18 protein-coding genes are annotated in these 20,365 nt (G+C 72.3%); 11 read left to right on the forward strand and 7 right to left on the reverse strand.

The annotated features are described in order from the left end of the window. The first annotated feature begins 142 nt into the window (after positions 1-142). From ACGFIW_RS02850 to dapF, 3 genes are read left to right on the forward strand one after another with little or no spacing between them, the layout of a single operon-like run. On the forward strand, positions 143-925 hold the full coding sequence (locus ACGFIW_RS02850; RefSeq protein ID WP_393310621.1) for a hypothetical protein: 783 nt from the start codon (positions 143-145) through the stop codon (positions 923-925). Then, a complete protein-coding gene (gene miaA / locus ACGFIW_RS02855) occupies positions 910-1,854 on the forward strand; it encodes a tRNA (adenosine(37)-N6)-dimethylallyltransferase MiaA (RefSeq protein ID WP_393311222.1) in 945 nt (314 codons plus the stop codon). The genes ACGFIW_RS02850 and miaA overlap by 16 nt, the downstream gene beginning before the upstream one ends. A gap of 7 nt (positions 1,855-1,861) precedes the next feature. Beyond that, positions 1,862-2,707: a diaminopimelate epimerase gene (gene dapF, locus ACGFIW_RS02860; RefSeq protein WP_393310622.1), complete on the forward strand. Its 846-nt coding sequence runs from the start codon at positions 1,862-1,864 to the stop codon at positions 2,705-2,707. Positions 2,708-2,810: 103 nt separating this feature from the next. Here dapF and ACGFIW_RS02865 read toward each other — a convergent pair whose 3' ends face one another. Beyond that, positions 2,811-4,277 (reverse strand): NAD-dependent malic enzyme, encoded by a 1,467-nt coding sequence (locus ACGFIW_RS02865; protein ID WP_393310623.1) that lies wholly within the window; start codon positions 4,275-4,277, stop codon positions 2,811-2,813. A 183-nt stretch (positions 4,278-4,460) separates the two neighbouring features. Here ACGFIW_RS02865 and hflX point away from each other — a divergent pair, with 183 nt between their 5' ends. Together hflX and ACGFIW_RS02875 are read left to right on the forward strand one after the other, a co-directional pair. Next, a complete protein-coding gene (gene hflX, locus ACGFIW_RS02870; protein WP_393310624.1) occupies positions 4,461-5,915 on the forward strand; it encodes a GTPase HflX in 1,455 nt (484 codons plus the stop codon). Positions 5,916-5,965: 50 nt separating this feature from the next. Then, the gene (locus ACGFIW_RS02875; RefSeq protein WP_393310625.1) at positions 5,966-7,687 is read left to right on the forward strand and encodes a hypothetical protein; all 1,722 of its coding nucleotides are present in this window, start codon (positions 5,966-5,968) and stop codon (positions 7,685-7,687) included. 66 nt (positions 7,688-7,753) lie between these two features. Here ACGFIW_RS02875 and lexA read toward each other — a convergent pair whose 3' ends face one another. After that, positions 7,754-8,539, reverse strand: a complete 786-nt coding sequence (gene lexA / locus ACGFIW_RS02880) for a transcriptional repressor LexA (protein ID WP_355064023.1) — start codon at positions 8,537-8,539, stop codon at positions 7,754-7,756. Between the two features lie 539 nt (positions 8,540-9,078). Here lexA and nrdR point away from each other — a divergent pair. Both nrdR and ACGFIW_RS02890 read left to right on the forward strand, forming a co-directional pair. Continuing rightward, positions 9,079-9,579, forward strand: coding sequence for a transcriptional regulator NrdR (gene nrdR / locus ACGFIW_RS02885; protein ID WP_357070368.1), 501 nt, complete (start codon positions 9,079-9,081; stop codon positions 9,577-9,579). A gap of 34 nt (positions 9,580-9,613) precedes the next feature. Then, entirely contained in the window at positions 9,614-12,517 is a 2,904-nt protein-coding gene (locus ACGFIW_RS02890; RefSeq protein ID WP_393310626.1) for a vitamin B12-dependent ribonucleotide reductase, read from the forward strand. 92 nt (positions 12,518-12,609) lie between these two features. On the opposite strand, the gene ACGFIW_RS02895 is transcribed toward ACGFIW_RS02890, so the two are convergent. Beyond that, positions 12,610-13,509, reverse strand: a complete 900-nt coding sequence (locus ACGFIW_RS02895; RefSeq protein ID WP_393310627.1) for a bifunctional 5,10-methylenetetrahydrofolate dehydrogenase/5,10-methenyltetrahydrofolate cyclohydrolase — start codon at positions 13,507-13,509, stop codon at positions 12,610-12,612. Between the two features lie 282 nt (positions 13,510-13,791). Beyond that, positions 13,792-14,904 carry an FAD-dependent monooxygenase gene (locus ACGFIW_RS02900; RefSeq protein ID WP_393310628.1) on the reverse strand — a complete coding sequence of 371 codons (1,113 nt, stop codon included), beginning with the start codon at positions 14,902-14,904 and terminating at the stop codon, positions 13,792-13,794. A 144-nt stretch (positions 14,905-15,048) separates the two neighbouring features. Between ACGFIW_RS02900 and ACGFIW_RS02905 the strand changes: the two genes are divergently transcribed. Further along, a complete protein-coding gene (locus tag ACGFIW_RS02905; protein ID WP_393310629.1) occupies positions 15,049-15,984 on the forward strand; it encodes a DUF2332 family protein in 936 nt (311 codons plus the stop codon). 24 nt (positions 15,985-16,008) lie between these two features. Here ACGFIW_RS02905 and ACGFIW_RS02910 read toward each other — a convergent pair whose 3' ends face one another. Together ACGFIW_RS02910 and ACGFIW_RS02915 are read right to left on the reverse strand one after the other, a co-directional pair. Continuing rightward, positions 16,009-16,950, reverse strand: a complete 942-nt coding sequence (locus ACGFIW_RS02910; protein ID WP_393310630.1) for a MerR family transcriptional regulator — start codon at positions 16,948-16,950, stop codon at positions 16,009-16,011. 47 nt (positions 16,951-16,997) lie between these two features. Beyond that, on the reverse strand, positions 16,998-17,561 hold the full coding sequence (locus ACGFIW_RS02915) for a dihydrofolate reductase family protein (RefSeq protein ID WP_393310631.1): 564 nt from the start codon (positions 17,559-17,561) through the stop codon (positions 16,998-17,000). A 195-nt stretch (positions 17,562-17,756) separates the two neighbouring features. Between ACGFIW_RS02915 and ACGFIW_RS02920 the strand changes: the two genes are divergently transcribed. Together ACGFIW_RS02920 and ACGFIW_RS02925 are read left to right on the forward strand one after the other, a co-directional pair. Beyond that, positions 17,757-18,011: a DUF5522 domain-containing protein gene (locus ACGFIW_RS02920; RefSeq protein WP_393310632.1), complete on the forward strand. Its 255-nt coding sequence runs from the start codon at positions 17,757-17,759 to the stop codon at positions 18,009-18,011. A gap of 99 nt (positions 18,012-18,110) precedes the next feature. Beyond that, complete coding sequence (locus tag ACGFIW_RS02925) at positions 18,111-18,659, forward strand: hypothetical protein (protein WP_393310633.1); 549 nt, start codon at positions 18,111-18,113, stop codon at positions 18,657-18,659. Between the two features lie 21 nt (positions 18,660-18,680). On the opposite strand, the gene ACGFIW_RS02930 is transcribed toward ACGFIW_RS02925, so the two are convergent. Next, positions 18,681-19,370 (reverse strand): metal-dependent transcriptional regulator, encoded by a 690-nt coding sequence (locus ACGFIW_RS02930; RefSeq protein ID WP_393310634.1) that lies wholly within the window; start codon positions 19,368-19,370, stop codon positions 18,681-18,683. A 100-nt stretch (positions 19,371-19,470) separates the two neighbouring features. On the opposite strand from ACGFIW_RS02930, the gene ACGFIW_RS02935 reads away from it, so the two are divergent. Next, the gene (locus ACGFIW_RS02935; protein WP_393310635.1) at positions 19,471-20,331 is read left to right on the forward strand and encodes a sulfurtransferase; all 861 of its coding nucleotides are present in this window, start codon (positions 19,471-19,473) and stop codon (positions 20,329-20,331) included. Positions 20,332-20,365 lie beyond the last annotated feature (34 nt).

Raw genomic sequence — 20,365 nt, forward strand, 5'->3', positions numbered from 1 at the left:
CCTCGTTCTCCCGGCGTCGAGGGATCGATCCCCCGTCGCCGCCACGGCGCAGCCAAGTTACTTCCGGCATTGTCACAGGTCCGACCCGGTCCGCGTCGAGCGCCTATCGCCGACCGTGACCATACGGTGTCCTAGGGGCCGAATGACCGGATCGGCGCGGAGACGCTCCGACGATTCCCGCTACGGTGAATGGGTGCCACTGGTCGCCGCTGCCGTCTGCCCCCATCCGCCCCTGCTCGTGCCCGAGGTGGCCGGTTCCGCGGCCCCGGAGCTGGACGACCTGCGGGCGGCCTGCGACGCCGCCGTACGGCGACTGCTGGCCGTCGATCCGGACACCGTGGTGTTGCTCGGCACCGGCCCGGTCACCGGCCTGATCCGTACCCCGGCCACCGGCTCGCTCCAGCCGTGGGGTGTCGACCTGGACGTGCCGCTGGTCCGCGGTCAGCCCGACCGGGGTGCGGTGCTGCCGTTGAGCCTGACCATCGGCGCGTGGTTGCTGGCCCGGCACGACACACGAGCGCAGGACACACGAGCGTCGGTGGTCGCCGTGCAGGTGGCCGCCGACGCCGGCCCGGCCGAGCTGGCCGCGCTGGCGGACGACGTCGGCGGTGCGGGTGACCGGGTGGCGTTGCTGGTGCTCGGGGACGGGTCGGCCTGTCGGGGAGAGAAGGCTCCCGGGTACGACGACGCGCGCGCCCTCCCGTACGACCAGGGGGTTGCCGCGGCGCTGGCCGACGCGGACCTGGACGCGCTGCTCGACCTCGACCCGGTGCTGTCGGCGGAGCTGAAGGCCGCCGGTCGCGCCCCCTGGCAGGTGCTCGCCGGCGCGGCCCGCGCGAGCGGCGGTGGGTGGCGCGGTGAGCTGCTGCACGACGCGGCGCCCTACGGCGTCGCCTACTTCGTGGCCTCCTGGGAGCGGGCGTGACGGGCGACGCGGGCGGCGCGGCGGGCACGGTCGTCGCGGTGGTCGGCCCGACCGCGGCGGGCAAGTCGGCGCTGAGCATCGCGTTGGCGCACGCGCTCGACGGTGAGGTGGTCAACGCCGACTCGATGCAGCTCTACCGGGGGATGGACATCGGCACCGCCAAGCTGACAGTCGCCGAACGGGACGGGGTGCCGCACCACCTGTTGGACATCTGGGACGTCACCGAGCCGGCGAGTGTCGCGGAGTACCAGCGGCTGGCCCGCGCGGCGGTGGACGACATCCTGTCCCGGGGGCGGGTGCCGCTGCTGGTCGGCGGCTCCGGGCTGTACGTGCGGGCGGTGCTGGAGCGCTTCGAGTTTCCCGGCACCGACGCGGCGCTGCGCGAACGACTGGAACGGGAGTTGGCCGAGGTCGGCCCGGCGCCGCTGTACGCGCGGCTGCGCGCCGCCGACCCGGTGGCCGCCGAGGGCATCCTGCCCGGCAACGGTCGGCGGATCGTCCGGGCCCTGGAGGTGATCGAGCTCACCGGGGCGCCGTTCACCGCGTCGCTGCCGCAGCCCACGCCGTACTACCCGTCCGTGCAGCTCGGCGTCGACCTGGACACCGCGCTGCTGGACGAGCGGATCGCCCTGCGGGTCGACCGGATGTGGGCCGACGGCCTGGTGCCGGAGACCCGGGAGTTGGTCGGGCGAGGGCTGCCCGAGGGTCGGACGGCGAGCCGGGCGCTGGGCTACCAGCAGGTGCTGCGCATGCTCGCCGGTGAGCTGACCGAGGGGCAGGCGCACGACGAGACGGTCCGGGCCACCAGGCGTTTCGTCCGCCGGCAGCGGTCCTGGTTCCGGCGTGACCCGCGGATCCACTGGTTGGACTCGGCCGCACCGGACCTGATCGGGGCCGCCCTGCGTCTGGTGCCGGCCGAGACGCGATAATGGGGGCGTGGAGTTCACCAAGGGCCACGGCACCGGCAACGACTTCGTCCTCCTTCCCGACCCGGACGGTCAGCTCGACCTGACCCCGGAGCTGGTCGCGGCGCTCTGCGACCGGCGGCGCGGCATCGGCGCGGACGGCGTGCTGCGCGTGGTCCGGGCGGCCAAGCATCCGGAGGGGGCCGGGCTGGCCGGCGAGGCCGAGTGGTTCATGGACTACTGGAACGCCGACGGGTCGTTCGCCGAGATGTGCGGCAACGGTGCCCGGGTCTTCGTGCGCTACCTGCTCGACACCGGGTTGGCGACGCCCGCCGGCGCGGCGTTGCCGGTGGCCACCCGGGCCGGCGTCGTGCGCGCGCTTGTCGAGGGCGACGCCGTGTCCGTCGAGATGCGCCGACCCCGGGTGTACGACACGTCGACCGCCACCCTGGGCGGACTGACCCTGGCGGGCACCGCTGTGGATCTTGGCAATCCGCACCTGGTCTGCGTCCTGCCGGCCGGCGTGGAGCTGTCCGCGCTGGACCTGACCGTCGCGCCCGGGTTCGACCCGCAGGTCTTCCCGAGCGGGGTGAACGTGGAGTTCATCGTGGCGGGCGACCCGGTCGACGCCACCGACGCGCACAGCCTGATGCGGGTGTACGAGCGTGGCAGCGCCGAGACGTTGTCCTGCGGCACGGGTGCCTGCGCGGTGGGCGCGGTGGCCCTGCGCGACGCCGGCCGGGACACCGGAGTGGTCGCCGTGGACGTGCCAGGCGGCCGCCTCACGGTGACGGTCACGTCGGACTCCTGCTGGCTCTCCGGCCCCGCCGTCCTGGTGGCCACCGGCGACCTGAACCCGATCACCCTCCGCCCCTGACCCCCGCCCCACCCGTGTTGATCAAGAGGTTTACGTCAAGTTTCGCGTGGTTCCTGACGCAAACCTCTTGATCAACGGCGTGGCCGGTGGGGCGGTTCGCGCGTTACGGGGTGGCGCTGGCGTTTGCCGCGATCTCGGGGAGATCCGACGGGCCGGGGTCGGCGGCGGGCAGCGGGCTGGGGTTGTGCGCGGCGGCGCGGACGGCGGCGGCGACGGCAGGGGCGACCCGGGAGTCGAAGACGCTCGGCACGATCACCGTCGGGTTGATCTTGTCTTCGCCGACCACGTCGGCGATGGCCCGGGCGGCCGCGATCGCCATCTCCTCGGTGAACTCCTCGGCGTGCGCGTCGAGCATCCCGCGGAACACCCCGGGGAAGGCGAGCACGTTGTTGATCTGGTTCGGCTGGTCCGAGCGGCCGGTGGCGACCACCGCGGCGTGCTTGCGCGCCTCCCGCGGGTCGACCTCCGGGTCCGGGTTGGCCAGCGCGAAGACGATCGAGTCCTTGGCCATCTGGGCGATGTCGTCACCGGTGAGCAGGTTCGGTGCGCTCACGCCGATGAACACGTCGGCACCCCGGATCGCACCCGGCAGGTCGCCCGAGTAGTTCTCCCTGTTGGTGTTGTCCGCCAGCCACTGCCACGCCGAGTTGAGCCCGGTCAGCCCGCGGTGCAGGGCGCCCTGCCGGTCGTACGCGATGATGTCGCCGACGCCCTGGCGCAGCAGCAGCTTCATGATCGCGGTGCCGGCCGCGCCGGCCCCGGAGACGACCACCCGGACGTCCGCGAGCTGCTTGCCCACCACGCGCAGCGCGTTGGTCAGCGCGGCCAGCACGCAGATCGCGGTGCCGTGCTGGTCGTCGTGGAACACCGGGATGTCCAGCGCCTCGCGCAGCCGGGCCTCGATCTCGAAGCAGCGCGGTGCGGCGATGTCCTCCAGGTTGATCCCGCCGTACGCCGGCGCGATCGCCTTCACGATCTGCACGATCTCGTCGGTGTCCTGGGTGTCCAGCACCACCGGCCAGGCATCCACCCCACCGAAGCGCTTGAACAGCGCCGCCTTGCCCTCCATCACCGGCAGCGACGCGGCCGGGCCCAGGTTGCCCAGGCCCAGCACCGCCGAACCGTCGCTGACCACCGCGACGGTGTTGCGCTTGATGGTCAGTCGCCGGGCGTCCGCCGGGTTCTCGGCGATCGCCATGCAGACCCGGGCCACCCCCGGGGTGTACGCCCGGGACAGCTCGTCGCGGTTGCGCAGCGCGACCTTCGACGTCACCTCGATCTTGCCGCCCAGGTGCAGGAGGAACGTCCGGTCCGACACCTTCCGCACGTCCACGCCGTCCAACGCGGTCAGCGCGTCGACCACCTGGTCGGCGTGGCCGGCGTCGGCGGTGTCGCAGGTCAGGTCGACGATCACGTTCGTCGGGTCGGAGTCCACCACGTCCAACGCCGTGACGATCGCGCCGGCCTCGCCGACGGAGGTGGTGAGCCGGCCGATCGAGGACGCGTCCGCGGTCACGGCGATCCGGATGGTGATCGAAAATCCGGCGCTCGGCAGTCGGGTGATGGCCACGGGATCCCTCCGTCACGGCTGTGCGGCCGGTCGGCCGCCGCCCGCATTTCTACCGGGTTGTCGCAGCCGACCAGCATTCGCCCCCACTTTTGGCGACCCTGACCATGGGCATATAGCAGGTGCGTTCGGCGTTGCGTCATGTCAGGATTACGTTCCACTTATCAAAACGGACAGGAGACCCGCTTGCGAGACCAGGAGAGCTTCGTCCCCGTCGAGGACGAGCTCGACGACGTCACCACCGGCGAGATGGATCTGTCGGAGCGGCAGTCCCTCCGACGCGTCCCGGGCCTGTCAACCGAGCTCACCGACGTCACCGAGGTGGAATACCGCCAGCTGCGGCTGGAGCGGGTCGTCCTGGTGGGCGTCTGGACCGAGGGCACGGTGGCCGACGCGGAAAATTCGCTGACCGAGCTTGCCGCGCTGGCCGAGACCGCCGGCTCGCAGGTGCTCGAAGGGCTGATCCAGCGCCGCAGCCGACCCGACCCGGCCACGTACATCGGCCGCGGCAAGGTCGACGACCTCGGCGCGGTGGTGCTCTCCAGCGGCGCCGACACGGTCATCTGCGACGGTGAGTTGTCCCCGTCGCAGCTGCGCAACCTGGAGCAGCGCACCAAGGTCAAGGTCGTCGACCGCACCGCGCTGATCCTCGACATCTTCGCCCAGCACGCCAAGAGCAAGGAAGGTAAGGCCCAGGTCGAGCTGGCCCAACTCGAATACCTGCTGCCTCGGCTGCGGGGTTGGGGTGAGACGCTCTCCCGGCAGACCGGTGGTTCCGGCCGTGGCGGCGGCGCCGGCGGCGGTGTGGGTGTGCGTGGTCCCGGTGAGACCAAGCTGGAGACCGACCGGCGGCGGATCCGCCACCGCATCTCCCGGCTTCGTCGCGAGATCAAGAGCATGCGCACGGTACGCGTGACCAAGCGCGCCCGACGCACCCGCAACTCCGTTCCCGCCGTGGCCATCGCCGGCTACACCAACGCCGGCAAGTCCAGCCTGCTCAACCGGTTGACCGGCGCGGGCGTGCTGGTGGAGAACGCGCTGTTCGCGACACTCGACCCGACCACCCGTAAGGCGACCACCTCGGACGGCCGGCTCTACACCCTCTCCGACACCGTCGGTTTCGTCCGGCACCTGCCGCACCAGATCGTCGAGGCGTTCCGTTCGACGCTCGAGGAGGTCGCGGAGGCGGATCTGGTGGTGCACGTCGTCGACGGCACCCACCCGGATCCGGAGGAGCAGGTCCGGGCGGTGCACGCGGTGCTCGCCGAGGTGAGCGCGGAACGGCTTCCCGAGTTGCTGGTGGTCAACAAGACCGACGCCGCCGACGAGGACACGCTGCTGCGGCTGAAGCGGCTCTGGCCGGACGCGATCTTCGTCTCCGCGCACTCCGGGCGGGGCATCGACGGGCTGCGTGCCGCGATCGAGGAGCGCCTGCCGCGCCCAGCCGTGGAGGTTCGGGCCGTGCTGCCGTACGACCGGGGTGACCTGGTCGCCCGTGCGCACCGCACGGGCGAGGTGCTCAGCACGGCGCACCTGCCGGAGGGCACTCTGCTGCATCTCCGCGTCCCGGCGGAGCTCGCGGCGGAGCTGGCACCGTTCGCCGTCGAGCGACAGGGTCAGGCGGCCGGCAGCCGCTCCTGAGCGGCTACGGTGTTATCCGCCGGAAACGCGTGGCATGCGACACTGGCCGAATGCGCCGCGTTGTTTCCTCGGTCACGGTTGCCCTCGGCCTGCTCGGGGCAACCGTGGCGCTCGCCGGAGTCGCCGCGGCGGCTCCCGCCCCCGGGTCGTCCGAGCAGCCCGCCGCAACTGCCGCTCAGAAGCGGTGCACGATTGTCGACGAGCGGCTGCGGGAGCTGTCCGGCCTGGTCGCGACCAAGAGTGGCTACGTCGTCATCAACGACAGCACCGAGGACGCGGCACGCGAGCGGATCTTCTTCCTCGACACCAAGTGCAAGGTCTCGGAGCCGGTCCGGTATTCGGGGCAGGGCCCCGTCGACACCGAGGATCTCGCGCTCTCCAAGGACGGCAACACCCTGTGGATCGCCGACACCGGTGACAACGCCGACGCGAAGGAGCGCCGCACGCGCGTCGCGCTCTGGTCGATGCCGGTCACCGGTGCGAGGCAGCCGACGCTGCACCGGGTCTCCTACCCGGAGGGCAAGCCGCACGACGCCGAGGCGTTGCTCATCGGCGACGACGGCAAACCGCTGATCATCACGAAGGTCACCAGTGGCAAGGCCGAGATCTACGCGCCCACGGCGGCGCTGCGCAACGGTGACGCCGAGCCGGTGCCGATGCGCAAGGCCGGCGAGATCACGCTGCCGAAGACGCAGACGGAGAACCCGCTCAACACGTTCGGCCGGATCGCCATCACCGGCGCGGCCCGTTCACCGGACGGCTCCCGGGTGGTCCTGCGCACCTACGCCGACGCGTTCGAGTACGACGTGAGCGGCGGTGACATCGTCGGCGCGCTGACCACCGGCAAGCCGCGGGTGACGGCGCTGTCCGATCCGTTCGGCGAGGCCATCAGCTACACCCCGGACGGCAAGGCATTCCTGACCGTCTCGGATGCGTTCCGGTTCGGCGACGACGAGCCGCTCGACATTCTCAGCTACACGCCGTCCACCTCGACCACGGTGCCACTGGCGGCGGGTGCGGGGGACGTCAAGCAGGCGGCCTCCACATCGTGGACCGCCGGGCTGGACTTCGACGACATCACCCGTCTGGTCGGCGCGGTCGGGGTGATCGGCCTGCTGCTGGTCGCCGCCGGCATCCTCGGCATCGTCCGGGCCCGTCGCCGGCCGCCGTCCGCCGACGCGACGTCGGAGCCGGATGGCGAGCCGTTCGGCCCGCGCGGGGGCCGTGCCGTCGGTGGTTCCTCTGCCGGCGGTGACCGTAAGGGCGGCGGCGTCTACGGTGGCGGCGCGCCGGCGGCTGGTGCGGCCTACGGCGGTGGTCCGGGTCGCGGTGGCCCGGTTCGCGGTGGCCCGGCTCCGGCGGGTGCCGTGTATGGCGGTGGCGGTGGCCGACCGGGGGTGGCCGACGGCGGCTACGGTGCGGCACGGCCGGACGGCGGCGGAGCCGGCGCGTACGGCGGCGGTCGCCCTCCGGCGGGCGGCGGCGGCCGTCCACCGGCAGGCGGCGGCGGTCGCCCTCCGGCGGGTGGCGGCGGTCGTCCGCAGGCTGCCGGTGGCCGTCCGCAGGGCGGGGGCGGTCGTCCGGGCAGTGGCGTGTACGGCGGTGACGGCGGCGGACCCGGCACCGGTCGTGCGGAGCCGCCCCGGCGTGGTGGGCAGGAGCCCGACTACCGGGGTCAGCGGCCTGGCCGTCGTCGTGACGACGATGGGCCCGTCGACCCGTACGGGCAGCGTCCCGGGGGCGGTCGTGGCCCTCGGGGTGACCGTTACTGACGAGCACCGAGTCGCCCCTGCCAACCGGCGTGGGTGAGCGCCCGCGGACACCCACCCACCGAGCGGTCAGATGCGGCGCAGCACCGCCACGACGCGACCCATGATGGTGGCGTCGTCACCGGGGATCGGGTCGAAGGCCGGGTTCTGTGGCATCAGCCAGACGTGCCCGTCGCGCCGCCGGTAGGTCTTGACCGTCGCCTCGCCGTCGAGCATCGCGGCCACGATCTCGCCCGAGTCGGCGGTCGGCTGCTGCCGGACGACCACCCAGTCGCCGTCGCAGATCGCCGCGTCGAGCATCGAGTCGCCCTTGACCTGGAGCATGAAGACCTCACCCTCGCCCACCAGCTCGCGGGGGAGCGGGAAGATGTCCTCCACGGCCTGCTCGGCGAGGATCGGCCCACCGGCGGCGATCCGACCGAGCATCGGCACGTACGCCGGGGTCGGTCGTTGTGCCCTCGACAGCTCGTCGTCGATGGCCTCGCTGGGGGCGCGGACGTCGACCGCGCGCGGCCGATTGGGGTCGCGGCGCAGGAAGCCCTTCTTCTCCAGCTCCTTGAGCTGGTAGGCGACGCTGGACGGTGACACCAGGCCGACCGCCTCGCCGATCTCCCGCACGCTCGGCGGGTAGCCGTGCCGATCCACCCAGGTTCGGATGAACTCCAGGATGCGGCGCTGGCGGGCGGTCAGGTCGACAGTCGCCGGGTCGGGGAAGGCACTGACGACCGGGGTGACCGGGCGCACGGCGGGTTGACCCGTCCGGCTGCGCGCGGCGCTGCGGCGTCGGGTGGCCGGGGGGCCCGCCTCGGTGATCTGCTGCGGGCTCTTCGGCCGGCTGGCCCGGTCCTCGGTCACGTCCGTCCTCCCTGGTCGGCGCTGGGTGCCTCGTCGGCTCGTGGTGCGTGCGGTGGTGCCACGTTGTTCATGACCGTATAGGTGAGATCGGTCATTTTCAAACATCTGTACGACCTCTCACCGGCGTGTCGGGGCGAAAAACCGCTCCCGTCGTACGGATGTTCTGATAAATGGTACGTCGGGTAGTACTGGTGTTCGATCCTCGACCGTTTTCCTGGCTACTCCGGCCGGCTGGTCGGTAACCCGGAGGGGGTCTCGACGTTGGGGTTTTCGGACGGGTCGGCGGGGGTGGGTGACCGGATGGTCCGTGACGCGCCGGACACGCCCGCCAACTTGACCCGGCTTCCCCGGCGACATACGGTCGACCCCTAGATGTAGTAGTGACACGGGCGTAAGTTGCCCACAGGTTGGGTCCGACTACCGACCGCACTCTCGTAACGTTGATCACGGCGGGCGCCATGAGCGCATGGCACCGCCGTGGTGGGTCGTGCCCGGGTGCGTCCGGTACGACATGGTTGATCACGATTAGGAGGTCCGCGATGCGGTGTCCGTACTGCCGGCACGCTGACTCCCGGGTGGTCGACTCGCGGGAGGCCGACGACGGCCAACTCATCCGACGGCGACGGTCCTGCCCGGAGTGCGGCAAGCGGTTCACCACGGTCGAGGAGGCGGTCCTCGCGGTCGTCAAGCGCAGCGGGGTGACCGAGCCGTTCAGCCGTACGAAGATCATCGGTGGGGTGCGCAAGGCGTGCCAGGGCCGGCCGGTGGACGACGACTCCCTCGCGCTGCTCGCGCAGCGGGTGGAGGAGACGGTCCGGGCCAAGGGGGCCGCCGAGATCCCCAGCCACGACGTGGGCCTGGCGATCCTGGGCCCGCTGCGCGACCTGGACGAGATCGCCTACCTGCGGTTCGCCAGCGTCTACCGCTCCTTCGACTCGCTCGCCGACTTCGAGCGCGAGATCGAGACGTTGCGGAGCGCGGCGCGCGCCCGGGGGCAGGGCCGGGCCGACGCGGTCGAGGCCGCCGGCCCGACCAACTGAATCTGCACAGTTTTTCCAGAGATTGGGACGCGCGGTGGGTGACCGCGCAGACGAGGGGGGCGACGGCGTGACAACTAGCCGTGCACGTAGCAAGGCAGGCGCGGGGCTGAAGATCGAGCGGGTGTGGACGACCGAGGGGGTCCACCCGTACGACGAGGTCAGCTGGGAGCGCCGCGACGTCGTGATGACGAACTGGCGGGACGGCTCGATCAACTTCGAGCAGCGGGGGGTCGAGTTCCCGGAGTCGTGGAGCGTCAACGCGGCCAACATCGTCACCACGAAGTACTTCCGGGGCGCGGTGGGGACCCCGGAGCGGGAGTGGTCGCTCAAGCAGCTGATCGACCGGGTGGTCACCACCTACCGCACCGCCGGTGAGGAGTACGGCTACTTCGCGGGCCCCGCCGACGCCGAGGTCTTCGCCCACGAGCTGACCTGGATGCTGCTGCACCAGGTGTTCAGCTTCAACTCGCCGGTGTGGTTCAACGTCGGCACGCCGTCGCCGCAGCAGGTGAGCGCCTGCTTCATCCTCGCCGTCGACGACTCGATGGACTCCATCCTCGACTGGTACAAGGAAGAGGGTCGGATCTTCCAGGGCGGCTCGGGGGCCGGCGTCAACCTCTCCCGCATCCGCTCGTCGAAGGAGCTGCTCTCCTCCGGCGGCACCGCCTCCGGCCCGGTCAGCTTCATGCGGGGCGCGGACGCCTCGGCCGGCACCATCAAGTCCGGCGGCGCGACCCGCCGCGCGGCCAAGATGGTCATCCTCGACGTCGACCACCCGGACATCGAGGAGTTCGTGGCGACCAAGGCGCGCGAGGAGCACAAGATCCGCGCGCTGCGCGACGCCGGGTTCGACATGGACCTCGGCGGCTCCGACATCGTCAGCGTGCAGTACCAGAACGCCAACAACTCGGTCCGGGTCTCCGACGAGTTCATGTCGGCGGTGGAGAACGGCGGCGGCTTCGACCTGCGCGGCCGGCTGGACGGCTCGGTGATCGACACCGTCGACGCCAAGAAGCTGTTCCGCACCATCTCCCAGGCAGCCTGGGAGTGCGCCGACCCCGGCCTGCAGTACGACGACACGATCAACGACTGGCACACCTGCCCGGAGACCGGGCGGATCACCGCGTCGAACCCGTGCTCGGAATACCTGCACCTGGACAACTCCTCGTGCAACCTGGCCTCGCTCAACCTGATGAAGTTCCTCCGTGCGGACGGTGGCTTCGAGGTGGAAAAGTTCGTCAAGTCCGTCGAGTTCGTCATCACCGCGATGGACATCTCGATCTGCTTCGCGGACTTCCCGACCGACAAGATCGGTGAGACCACCCGCGCCTACCGGCAGCTCGGCATCGGCTACGCCAACCTCGGCGCGCTGCTGATGGCCACCGGCCTGCCGTACGACTCGGAGCAGGGCCGCTCGGTCGCCGCGTCGATCACGTCGCTGATGACCGGCACCGCGTACCGCCGTTCGGCCGAGCTGGCCGGCGTCGTCGGCCCCTACGACGGCTACGCCCGCAACGCCGAGCCGCACAAGCGGGTCATGCGCAAGCACGCCGCCGCCAACGACGAGATCAAGCCGACCAGCCCGGTGGCCACCGCTATCGTCCGTGAGGCGACCAGGCAGTGGACCCAGGGCAACAAGATCGGCGACAAGTTCGGCTGGCGCAACGCGCAGGCCAGCGTCCTCGCCCCGACCGGCACGATCGGCTTCATGATGGACTGCGACACGACCGGCGTGGAGCCGGATCTGGCGCTGGTCAAGTTCAAGAAGCTGGTCGGCGGCGGCTCGATGCAGATCGTCAATCAGACGGTGCCGCGCGCCCTGCGCAGCCTCGGCTACCCCGAGGAGCAGGTCGAGGCGATCGTCGAGCACATCGCCGACCACGGCCACGTGGTGGACGCGCCCGGCCTCAAGCCGGAGCACTACCCGGTCTTCGACTGCGCCATGGGTGAGCGGACGATCGCCCCGATGGGTCACGTGCGGATGATGGCGGCCATCCAGCCGTTCGTCTCCGGTGCCATCTCCAAGACGGTCAACATGCCGGAGGCGGCCACCGTCGAGGACGTCGAGAAGATCTACTTCGAGGGCTGGAAGCTCGGCCTCAAGGCGCTGGCGATCTACCGGGACAACTGCAAGGTCGGCCAGCCGCTCTCGGTGGCCAAGTCCAACAAGGCCACCGAGCCGGCCGACGTCGAGTCCGCACCGGCCGCGCCGGTGGTGGAGAAGGTCATCGAGTACCGGCCGGTGCGTAAGCGCCTGCCGAAGAAGCGCCCGTCCGAGACGGTCAGCTTCTCCGTCGGTGGCGCCGAGGGCTACCTGACCGCGTCGTCGTACCCGGACGACGGCCTCGGTGAGGTCTTCCTGAAGATGTCCAAGCAGGGCTCGACCCTGGCCGGCGTGATGGACGCTTTCTCGGTGGCCATCAGCATCGGCCTTCAGTACGGCGTGCCGCTGGAGACGTTCGTCAGCAAGTTCACCAACATGCGCTTCGAGCCGGCCGGCATGACCGACGACCCGGACGTGCGGATGGCAGCCTCGGTGATGGACTACATCTTCCGTCGCCTGGCACTGGACTTCCTGCCCTACGAGCGCCGCGCCGAGTTGGGCATCTTCACCGCGTCCGAGCGGGCCGCCCAGCTGCGGGCAGAGGCCGACGCGGAGGCCGCGGCCGTCACCGGCGTGGAGCTCACCGCGATGGCGTCCTCGGCGCCGGTGGAGGCCCCGGCCAAGACCGAGGCGGTGGCCCAGCCGGCCCAGGAGATGGCCGACGTGGCCGCCGCCAAGCCGGCTCCGAGCGTGGGTTCCAGCACCGAGCTGCTGGAGGCCGTGATCGGCAAGGCCGCCGACGCACCGCTCTGCTTCACCTGCGGTACGAAGATGCGCCCCGCCGGTAGCTGCTACGTCTGCGAGGGCTGCGGCTCCACCAGCGGCTGCAGCTGAGGTACGCGAAACGCGGCACTGCCCCGGCTTCCCTCATCGGAGGTCGGGGCAGTGCCGTTTCCAGTTGGTCGCGGGCTCGCGGGGGAGCCGGGTTACTGGCTTGCGCGTTCGGCGGCGCGGACGGCGTTGCGGAACAGCATCGCGACGGTGGTCGGACCGACCCCGCCGACCCGGGGCGTGATGGCACCGGCGACCTCGGCGCACGCTTCGTCGACATCCGGCAGGAGGCGCCGCCCCTCGTAGCGGACGCCGGCGCCGATGACGACCGCGCCGGGCCTGACGTGCTCGGGCCGCACGATTCCGGGTACGCCGGCAGCGGCGACGAGGATGTCGGCGCGGCGGGTGTAGCGGGCCCAGTCGGGGACGCCGGTGTGGACGACGGTGACGGCGGCGTTGGCGGTGGGGCGTTTCTGGGCGAGCAGCATCGCCAGGGGTCGGCCCAGGGTGGCGCCCCGGCCGAGGATGACGACCTCCCGACCGGCGACGGGGATCTCGTGGTACGCCAGGAGGGCTTCGATGCCGGCGGGGGTGCACGGCAGCGGGCCGGGCAGGCCGACGGCGAGACGTCCCATGTTCAGCGGGTGCATGCCGTCGACGTCCTTGTCCGGGTCGATGGTCAGCAGCGCCGCGTCGTAGTCCAGATGCCCCGGCACGGGGTACTGCACGAGGATGCCGTGCACGGCCGGATCGGTGTTGAACTGGGCAATGGCCTGGTGCAGCTCGGCCTGGGTGACGGTGGCGGGCAGGTGCACGTGCGGGGAGGCGAACCCGAGTTCGGCGGCCTGACGCTGCTTGATGGCGATGTAACCGGCGCTGGCGTCGTCGTCGCCGACGAGGATGGTGGCGAGGCTCGGGGTGATCCCGCGGTCGCGCAGGCGGGCGGCTGCGGCGGCGGTCTCGGCCAGGACGGCTTCGGCGACGGGTGCGCCCGGCAGGAGCCGGGCCGGGCCGGACGGGGTGTGGTGTTCCGCGGATTGGCTGGTCGTGGTCATGGCGGGTCCTCGACGCAGGCGCCCAGGCGGTCGACGCCCGCGAGAGGCTCCCCGATGGTTCCACCATCCCCGTGCCGCCAGTCGCCGGTCCTTCGATGATGCCCCATCACCAGGGCGGCCGCCCACCTGACCCCGCTCCACGGGCTCATTCAGCCGGCAGGAGTGGGCGCGTGGTCAACTCGGGTTCGCCGACATCGGGGTGTCAACGTCGCCCGGACACCCCGAGATCAGTGCACGCGAGTCGATCTTCGCGGTCGACGCCCGCGCCGACGGCCTGCCTGCTCAGGGCTGGGCGAAGAGGGGCCCGTAGTTCGAGCGGAACATCTGCTCGCCCAGGCGGCGCAGCACCACGTCGCGCAGCGCGGGCGGGAGCCCGGTGGCTCTGTCCCGGCGGTGGGTCTGGCTGAGCACCCAGTCGGTACGCGGGCGTCGTCGCGCCTCGTACCCGCGCAGGGCTTCGGCGACGGACCCGGCGGCGGCCAACGACGCGGCGAGCACGACGGCGTCCTCCAGGGCCATCGCCGCGCCCTGCGCCATGTTCGGCGAGGTGGCGTGGGCGGCGTCACCGATCAGCAGCACCCGGCCCCGGGCCCAGGAGTCGAGCACGACCTCCTGGTTCGGCCCGGCGTGCAGGGTGCTGTCGTCGTGGTCGAGGGCCGTGAGCATGGTGGCGGCCGGCTCGGTGTACGTCGCGGCCAACTCGTCGCGCCAGCCGGGCCGGTCGGCCACCGGGCCGTCGTTGTAGTAGCAGTACGTCTGCTCGGCGCTTATCGGAATCGTCAGGAACTGCCGGCCGCGCCCCAACTGCACCGACCAGACCGGCTCGGCGTCGACGCGGGGAGCGACCCACCGGTACGCGTACTGGCCGAGGTCGCGGGCCGCCGGAGCGTCGAAGGCGAGCCGGCGGACCGTCGAGTTCACCCCGTCCGCGCCGAGTACCAGGTCGTAGCGTTCGGTGCTGCCGTCGTCGAACTCGACGGCGACCCGGTCGCCCTCCGCGGCGAGCGCGACCGGCTGGCGGCCCCAACGGATCGGGGCGTCGCCGACACCGGCGAGCAGGGCCCGGTGCAGGTGCGCCCGGGGCAGCGACACGCACGGCCCGACGCCCCGCCACAACGCGACCACGTCGATGTCGAAGAGGCGGCGTCCGCGCTGGTTGGCGCTGCGCTGCCGGGTGATCTCCACGGCGAGGTCCGCGACCGGCTCGGCCAGACCGAGTACGTCGAGCACGCGTGTGGCGTTGCCGGTGAGGTAGATGCCGGTGCCGGAGTCGGTCGGCCCGGGTGCCCGCTCGACCACGTCGATCGTCGCGCCCCAGTCCCGCAGCGCGGCCACCGTCGCCAGTCCGGCGACACCTCCACCGACGATCAGTACCCGGACACCACTACCCCGCACGACACATTCCTCCCGTTGCCCTGCCCGCACCCCCGCTGAGCTGCTGCTCAACGGGCCGGCCGCCGCAGCACCCTACGAGAGCGGTGAGTCGGTACACGGGAACGGGGGCTGAACTTCCGAGGAATGGGCTGCGACGATGGGGGCATGACGACCGCTGAGGCGTACGCCGAGTTCGGCAGCCGTGAGGCGCGTGGGGTGTCGCCCACGTACGAGCGTCTGGCCCAGGCCGTCGCCCGCGACGACGCCCTGCTCGCCCTGCTCGACGGGCTCCCGCCGGCCAAGCGGCAGCCGAATCTGCTGTTCGGCGTCGTGCGCTGGCTCGGCGGCCCGGTCGACGACCCGGCCACGTTCCACGACCACGTGGTGACGCACTGGCCCGCCGTCGAGGCGGAGCTGCGCACCCGGGCCACCCAGACGAACGAGGCGGGCCGGTGCGCGGTCCTGCTGCCGCTGCTGGCCGCGCTGCCGCAGCCTCTCGCCCTGTTGGAGGTCGGTGCGTCGGCCGGGCTCTGCCTCTACCCCGACCGGTACGCGTACCGCTACGGCGATCATCAGGTGGGCTCGGGTGAGCCGGTCCTGGAGTGCGCGGCCAACGGGTTGGTGCCGCCGGTCCGCGTACCCCGGGTGGTGTGGCGGGCTGGCCTGGACCTCAACCCGCTCGACGTGACCGACCCCGGCGACGTGTCCTGGTTGGACGCCCTGATCTGGCCGGAGCACGCGCACCGGCGGGCCCGGCTGCGCGCGGCGGCGGCGGTCGCCGCCGCCGACCCTCCGCTGCTGGTCCGCGGCGATCTGGTGGACGACCTGCCGGCGCTGGCCGCCCGCGCGCCGGCCGACGCGACGCTCGTGGTCTTCCACACCTCCGTGCTCTACCAGGTGCCGCCGCCGCGCCGGGACGCGTTCGTCGGCCTGGTCGGCGAGCTGCCGGGGCACTGGATCGCGAACGAGGCACCGGAGGTGCTGGGATACGACGGGTTGCCCGACCCGCCGAGCGACGCGCTGCACAACGTCCTCGCGCTCGACGGTAGGCCGCTGGCCTGGACCCGGGGGCACGGTCAGGCGATGAGCTTCTTCGCCTGACCCCCGGCAGCCGGCAGCGACAGCTCAGCGAGCCGGGTCCGGCATCCGGGCACGCAGCGCTCGGCTGAACCAGTCCACCGCCGGCGCTACCGCGCCGCCGCTCGACCATCCGTTGATCACTGACAGCAGGTCGAGGTAGCGGTCCCGGCGGGGATCGTTCGCCACTGTCAGCCGGTCCAGCAGCCGACGGCGCAGGTCGGCGTCGTCGGGCAGGTCGTGCAGGCGCGCGTACCGGCCGGTGACCGCGGTGACCACCGGCCCGGCCTCGGGGCCGGTCGGATCGAGACCGGCGGCGAGGGCGTCCGCCACCCCGTCCCGGACCACCGCGACGGCATCCGGGCGGGGCAGCCCGGGCACCCTGTGGTCGGCGGCGTGCTGTCGGACCATCCGCCGCATGGAGGCCCGGAAGGTGGGCTCCCGGCACAACCCGGCCAGCTCCAGCCACGCCTGCACCTGCTCGGTGCTCGGGTCGTCGGGCAGCTCCGGGGTCATCGAGACGAGGACGCCCCGGTACGGGTGCCTGTCGTCCGGGCTTTCGAAGACAGTCGCCAGGAAGTCGCCGACCAGGTGCCGCCGCTCACGCGCGGTGAGCCGGGCCAGCCGGTGCAGGTCGTCCACCTCGGCCGGCTCCGATCCGCGCCGCGCCGCCACGGTGAGCACCGCCTGACGCAGCCGCAGCACCCGGATCTGCACCGCCAACGCCTCGGCGTGCGCCGCTGCCACCTCGGGCAGGGGCACCTCGCGGTCCACCACCCGACGGATGGTGGCCAGCTCGACGCCCAGGTCGCGCAACGTCCGGATCAGGTCGAGCCGGGCCACCGCCTCGTCGTCGAAGAGGCGGTAGCCGGCCGGGCTCCGGTCGGTCGGCGGCACGATGCCGGCGTCGGCGTAGTACCTGATGCTCTTGACGCTCAGGCCGGTGCGGCGGGCCAGCTCGCCGATCGGGTACCGCACATCACCGCTCATGCCCCCACCCTGCCGTCTCCCCCCGGTGGAGACTCAAGCGACAGACGTCAGCGAGCCCGCTCGTGGCGGAGCAGGACCACACCGTTGCCGAAGACACGGCTTTCCACCAGCCGCAGGCCGGTCGGGACGTCGCTGTCGGGGAAGAGGCGGCGGCCCCGACCGAGCAGCACCGGGTTGACGTAGCTGCGGTACTCGTCGATGAGGTCGTGCCGGGCGAAGGTGGCGGCCAGGTCGGCCCCGCCGAGCGCCAGGTCACCGCCGGGCTCGGCCTTGAGCCGTCGTACCTCCTCCGGGTCCACCTCGCGGACCACCGTGGCGTTCCAGTCGGCCTGCTCCAGGGTGCGGGAGTAGACGATCTTCGGCATGTCCCGCCAGATGCGGGCGAACTCGCGCTCCGGGGCGCTGGCGGTCGGGTCCTGGTCGGCGGTCGGCCAGTAGGCGGCCATCAGCTCGTGGCTGACCCGGCCGCTGAGGAACCCGCCCATCGGGGCGATCACGTCGTTGAAGTGCTTGTGCAGCTCCTCGTCGACCTGGTGCCAGCCGATGTCGCCACCCGGGCCCTCGAAGAACCCGTCCAACGACACACTCATCTGCACAACGATCTTCCGCATCGCGTCTCCTCGGCGCTCGTCTCAGCGATCGTTCCCGAGCATCGTCGGACCCTACGACGAAACCCGCCGCGGTTGAGCATCCGTCGCCGCGGCGAGTGCGCCTGCTGCTCGCCATGGGCGCCGGCCGGGACGAGGTGACCGCCGCGCTGGCCCAGCGTGGTTGAGCCGCCGCCGGTTGTCCCTAGACTGCTGCGGGTGACCGGAGAGCGACGACCCCTGGCCGATCGGCCGCTCACCGAGCCGCACCCGTCCCGACTGTCGCCGACGCACCCCGACCGGGCCGGGATCCTCGCCGCGCACACCGCCGCGCTGGCCGCCGACGACGCCGGCTACCTCGACCCGGCGAGCGGGTTGTTCGTGCTCAGCGCCGGTTTCCTGGCTCGGCGCGGCACCTGCTGCGGGCGCGGCTGCCGGCACTGCCCGTACGTGGACGATCCACCGTCGGAATAGGCGTCAACGGGGGCTTTCGCCCCGACACCCACACCCCGTACGGTGTCCGACGGACATCCGGCGGGCGCCTTCCGCCGTCGGTCGGCGAGAGGGTGGAGCGTGCGCGGGCGGATCGTGGTCGGAGGGCTGGCGGGGCTGCTGGTGAGCGGCTGCGCCGCCGAGGCCGAGCCGGTGGCGGTGCCGCCGCCGGTGCCGATCGCGGTGGAGGTGGCGGCGGCCTCCTCGGGCGGCGCCTGCCGGCTGCTGGACTTCGCGGTGGTCGAGCAGGTGGTGAGGACGCGCTTCGACGTGGCGGCGGCCAGCGAACAGGGCGACACGCACACGTGTGTGCTCCGGGCCGGGGATGCGGCGCTGCCGGAGCTGACGCTGAGTGTGTCCGAGACCACGATCGACAAGGCCAGCTTCGCGGCGGACGTGGTGCCGGAAAAGGCGGCGAAGATCACCGGGCTGGGGCAGCAGGCGTACCGCCGGAGCACCGCCGCGGCGAGCGGGCACGGGCCGGTGGCCGAGGTGGGCTGGCTGGCCGCCGACGGGCGACTGGCCACGTTGAGCTGGACCGGTGCGCGGGGCAGCGAGCGCGCGGCGGCGGAGAAACTGACCGCTGACCTGGCCGCACTGGCCAAGAAGGTGGACACCCGGGCGCTGTGACGCGCCCGGGCGGCCGGTTGGTCAGTTGGCGGCGACGAAGACCCGGGAGGCGACCTCGCGGGGCAGTCGCACCCGGTCGCCCGACCGGTCGATCGACACCCCGTCGCGTTCCTGCGCCACGGTCACCGTGGCGCCCGGGTCGACACCTGCGGCGTGCAGTTGGCGCAGCACGTTGGCGTCCTTCTGCACGCTCTCGCAGATCCGGCGGACCACGACCGGCCCGGAGAGGCCGGGGAAGGCCAGGTTGCGCTCACCCTCGGGCGCCTCGGTGGCCTCCTCGGCCGGCGAGCCCAGCTCCTGAAGACCCGGGATCGGGTTGCCGTACGGGGAGCGTGTCGGCCGGTTGAGCAGGTCGTACACCCGCTTCTCCACCGCGTCGCTCATCACGTGCTCCCAGCGGCAGGCCTCCTCGTGGGCCTCCTCGTAGGGCATCCCGATGACGTTGACCAGCAGCAGCTCGGCGAGGCGGTGCTTGCGCATCACCGACACGGCACTGCCGCGACCCAGGGCGGTGAGTGTCAGGTGCCGGTCGCCCTCGACGGTGAGCAGGCCGTCGCGCTCCATCCGGGCGACGGTCTGGCTCACGGTCGGGCCGCTCTGCTGCAGCCGTTCGGCGATCCGGGCACGCAGCGGTGGCACCCCTTCCTCTTCCAACTCAAGGATGGTGCGCAGGTACATTTCGGTCGTGTCGACCAGGTCGTGAGACTTCATAACGTCAGCGGCCCTCCGGTGCACGATGCTACCTCGGAGAAGGACCAGCGACCGCCGCCGAGCCGTGAGCCATTGGCACGAATGGTGTTGGATGGTCGCCATGTCCGGTACCCAGGAGCCGTTGGTCGAGGTCGACCGGCTCGCCGCCGAGCTCGACCACGCCGATCCGCCCACCCTGCTCGACGTCCGCTGGCGGCTCGTCGGCCCGCCCGGTCGTGACGACTACCTCGCCGGCCACCTACCCGGCGCGGTCTTCGTCGACCTGGACACCGCCCTCTGCGGGCCGCCGGGAGCCGGCGGTCGACACCCCCTTCCCGACCCGGAGGCCCTGCAGGCCGCGCTGCGTGCCGCCGGCGTCCGCGCCGGTCACCCCGTGGTGGTGTACGACGGCGGCGACGGCCTGGCCGCGGCGCGGGCCTGGTGGACGCTGCGGTGGGCGGGGCACCGTCCGGTGCGCCTGCTGCACGGTGGCTACCCGGCCTGGGTCGCCGCCGACCGGCCCGTCTGCACCGACGCGCCCACCCCGACTCCCGGTGACGTCGAGGTACGTCCCGGTGATCTTCCGGTGCTCGACGCGGGGCAGGCCGCCGAGCTGGCCGCCGCGGACGACGCGGTGTTGCTCGACGTGCGGGCGGCACCCCGCTACCGGGGCGAGGTCGAACCGATCGACCCGGTCGCCGGACACGTGCCGGGAGCGGCGAACCTGCCCGCTGGCGAGTACGTCGGCCCGGACGGGCGCTTCCTGGCCGCCGACGCGCTGGGTGAGCGGTTCGCCGCCGCCGGGGTGACCGACGCGCGGGCCGTCGGGGCGTACTGCGGCTCCGGGGTGACCGCCGCGCAGGCGGTGCTCGCGCTGCACCTGGCCGGCCGCACGGACGCCGCGCTCTACGTCGGTTCGTGGAGCAACTGGGTGGCCGACCCGACGCGTCCGATCGCCTCCGGGCCGACATCTGGGCGCTGACCAGCGCGTGCGGTGGGTCGGCGACGGTCCTCGT

Origin of the sequence: Micromonospora sp. NPDC048935 (assembly GCF_043197875.1) — a bacterium.
Taxonomy (GTDB): domain Bacteria; phylum Actinomycetota; class Actinomycetes; order Mycobacteriales; family Micromonosporaceae; genus Micromonospora.

Coding starts and splice junctions, on each gene's coding strand:
- ACGFIW_RS02850 (WP_393310621.1), top strand. CDS start 143: ATGACCGGATCGGCGCGGAGACGCTCCGACGATTCCCGCTACGGTGAA.
- ACGFIW_RS02875 (WP_393310625.1), top strand. CDS start 5,966: ATGCGCCGCGTTGTTTCCTCGGTCACGGTTGCCCTCGGCCTGCTCGGG.
- nrdR (WP_357070368.1), top strand. CDS start 9,079: ATGCGGTGTCCGTACTGCCGGCACGCTGACTCCCGGGTGGTCGACTCG.
- ACGFIW_RS02895 (WP_393310627.1), bottom strand. CDS start 13,509: ATGACCACGACCAGCCAATCCGCGGAACACCACACCCCGTCCGGCCCG.
- ACGFIW_RS02905 (WP_393310629.1), top strand. CDS start 15,049: ATGACGACCGCTGAGGCGTACGCCGAGTTCGGCAGCCGTGAGGCGCGT.
- ACGFIW_RS02910 (WP_393310630.1), bottom strand. CDS start 16,950: ATGAGCGGTGATGTGCGGTACCCGATCGGCGAGCTGGCCCGCCGCACC.
- ACGFIW_RS02915 (WP_393310631.1), bottom strand. CDS start 17,561: ATGCGGAAGATCGTTGTGCAGATGAGTGTGTCGTTGGACGGGTTCTTC.
- ACGFIW_RS02930 (WP_393310634.1), bottom strand. CDS start 19,370: ATGAAGTCTCACGACCTGGTCGACACGACCGAAATGTACCTGCGCACC.
- ACGFIW_RS02935 (WP_393310635.1), top strand. CDS start 19,471: ATGTCCGGTACCCAGGAGCCGTTGGTCGAGGTCGACCGGCTCGCCGCC.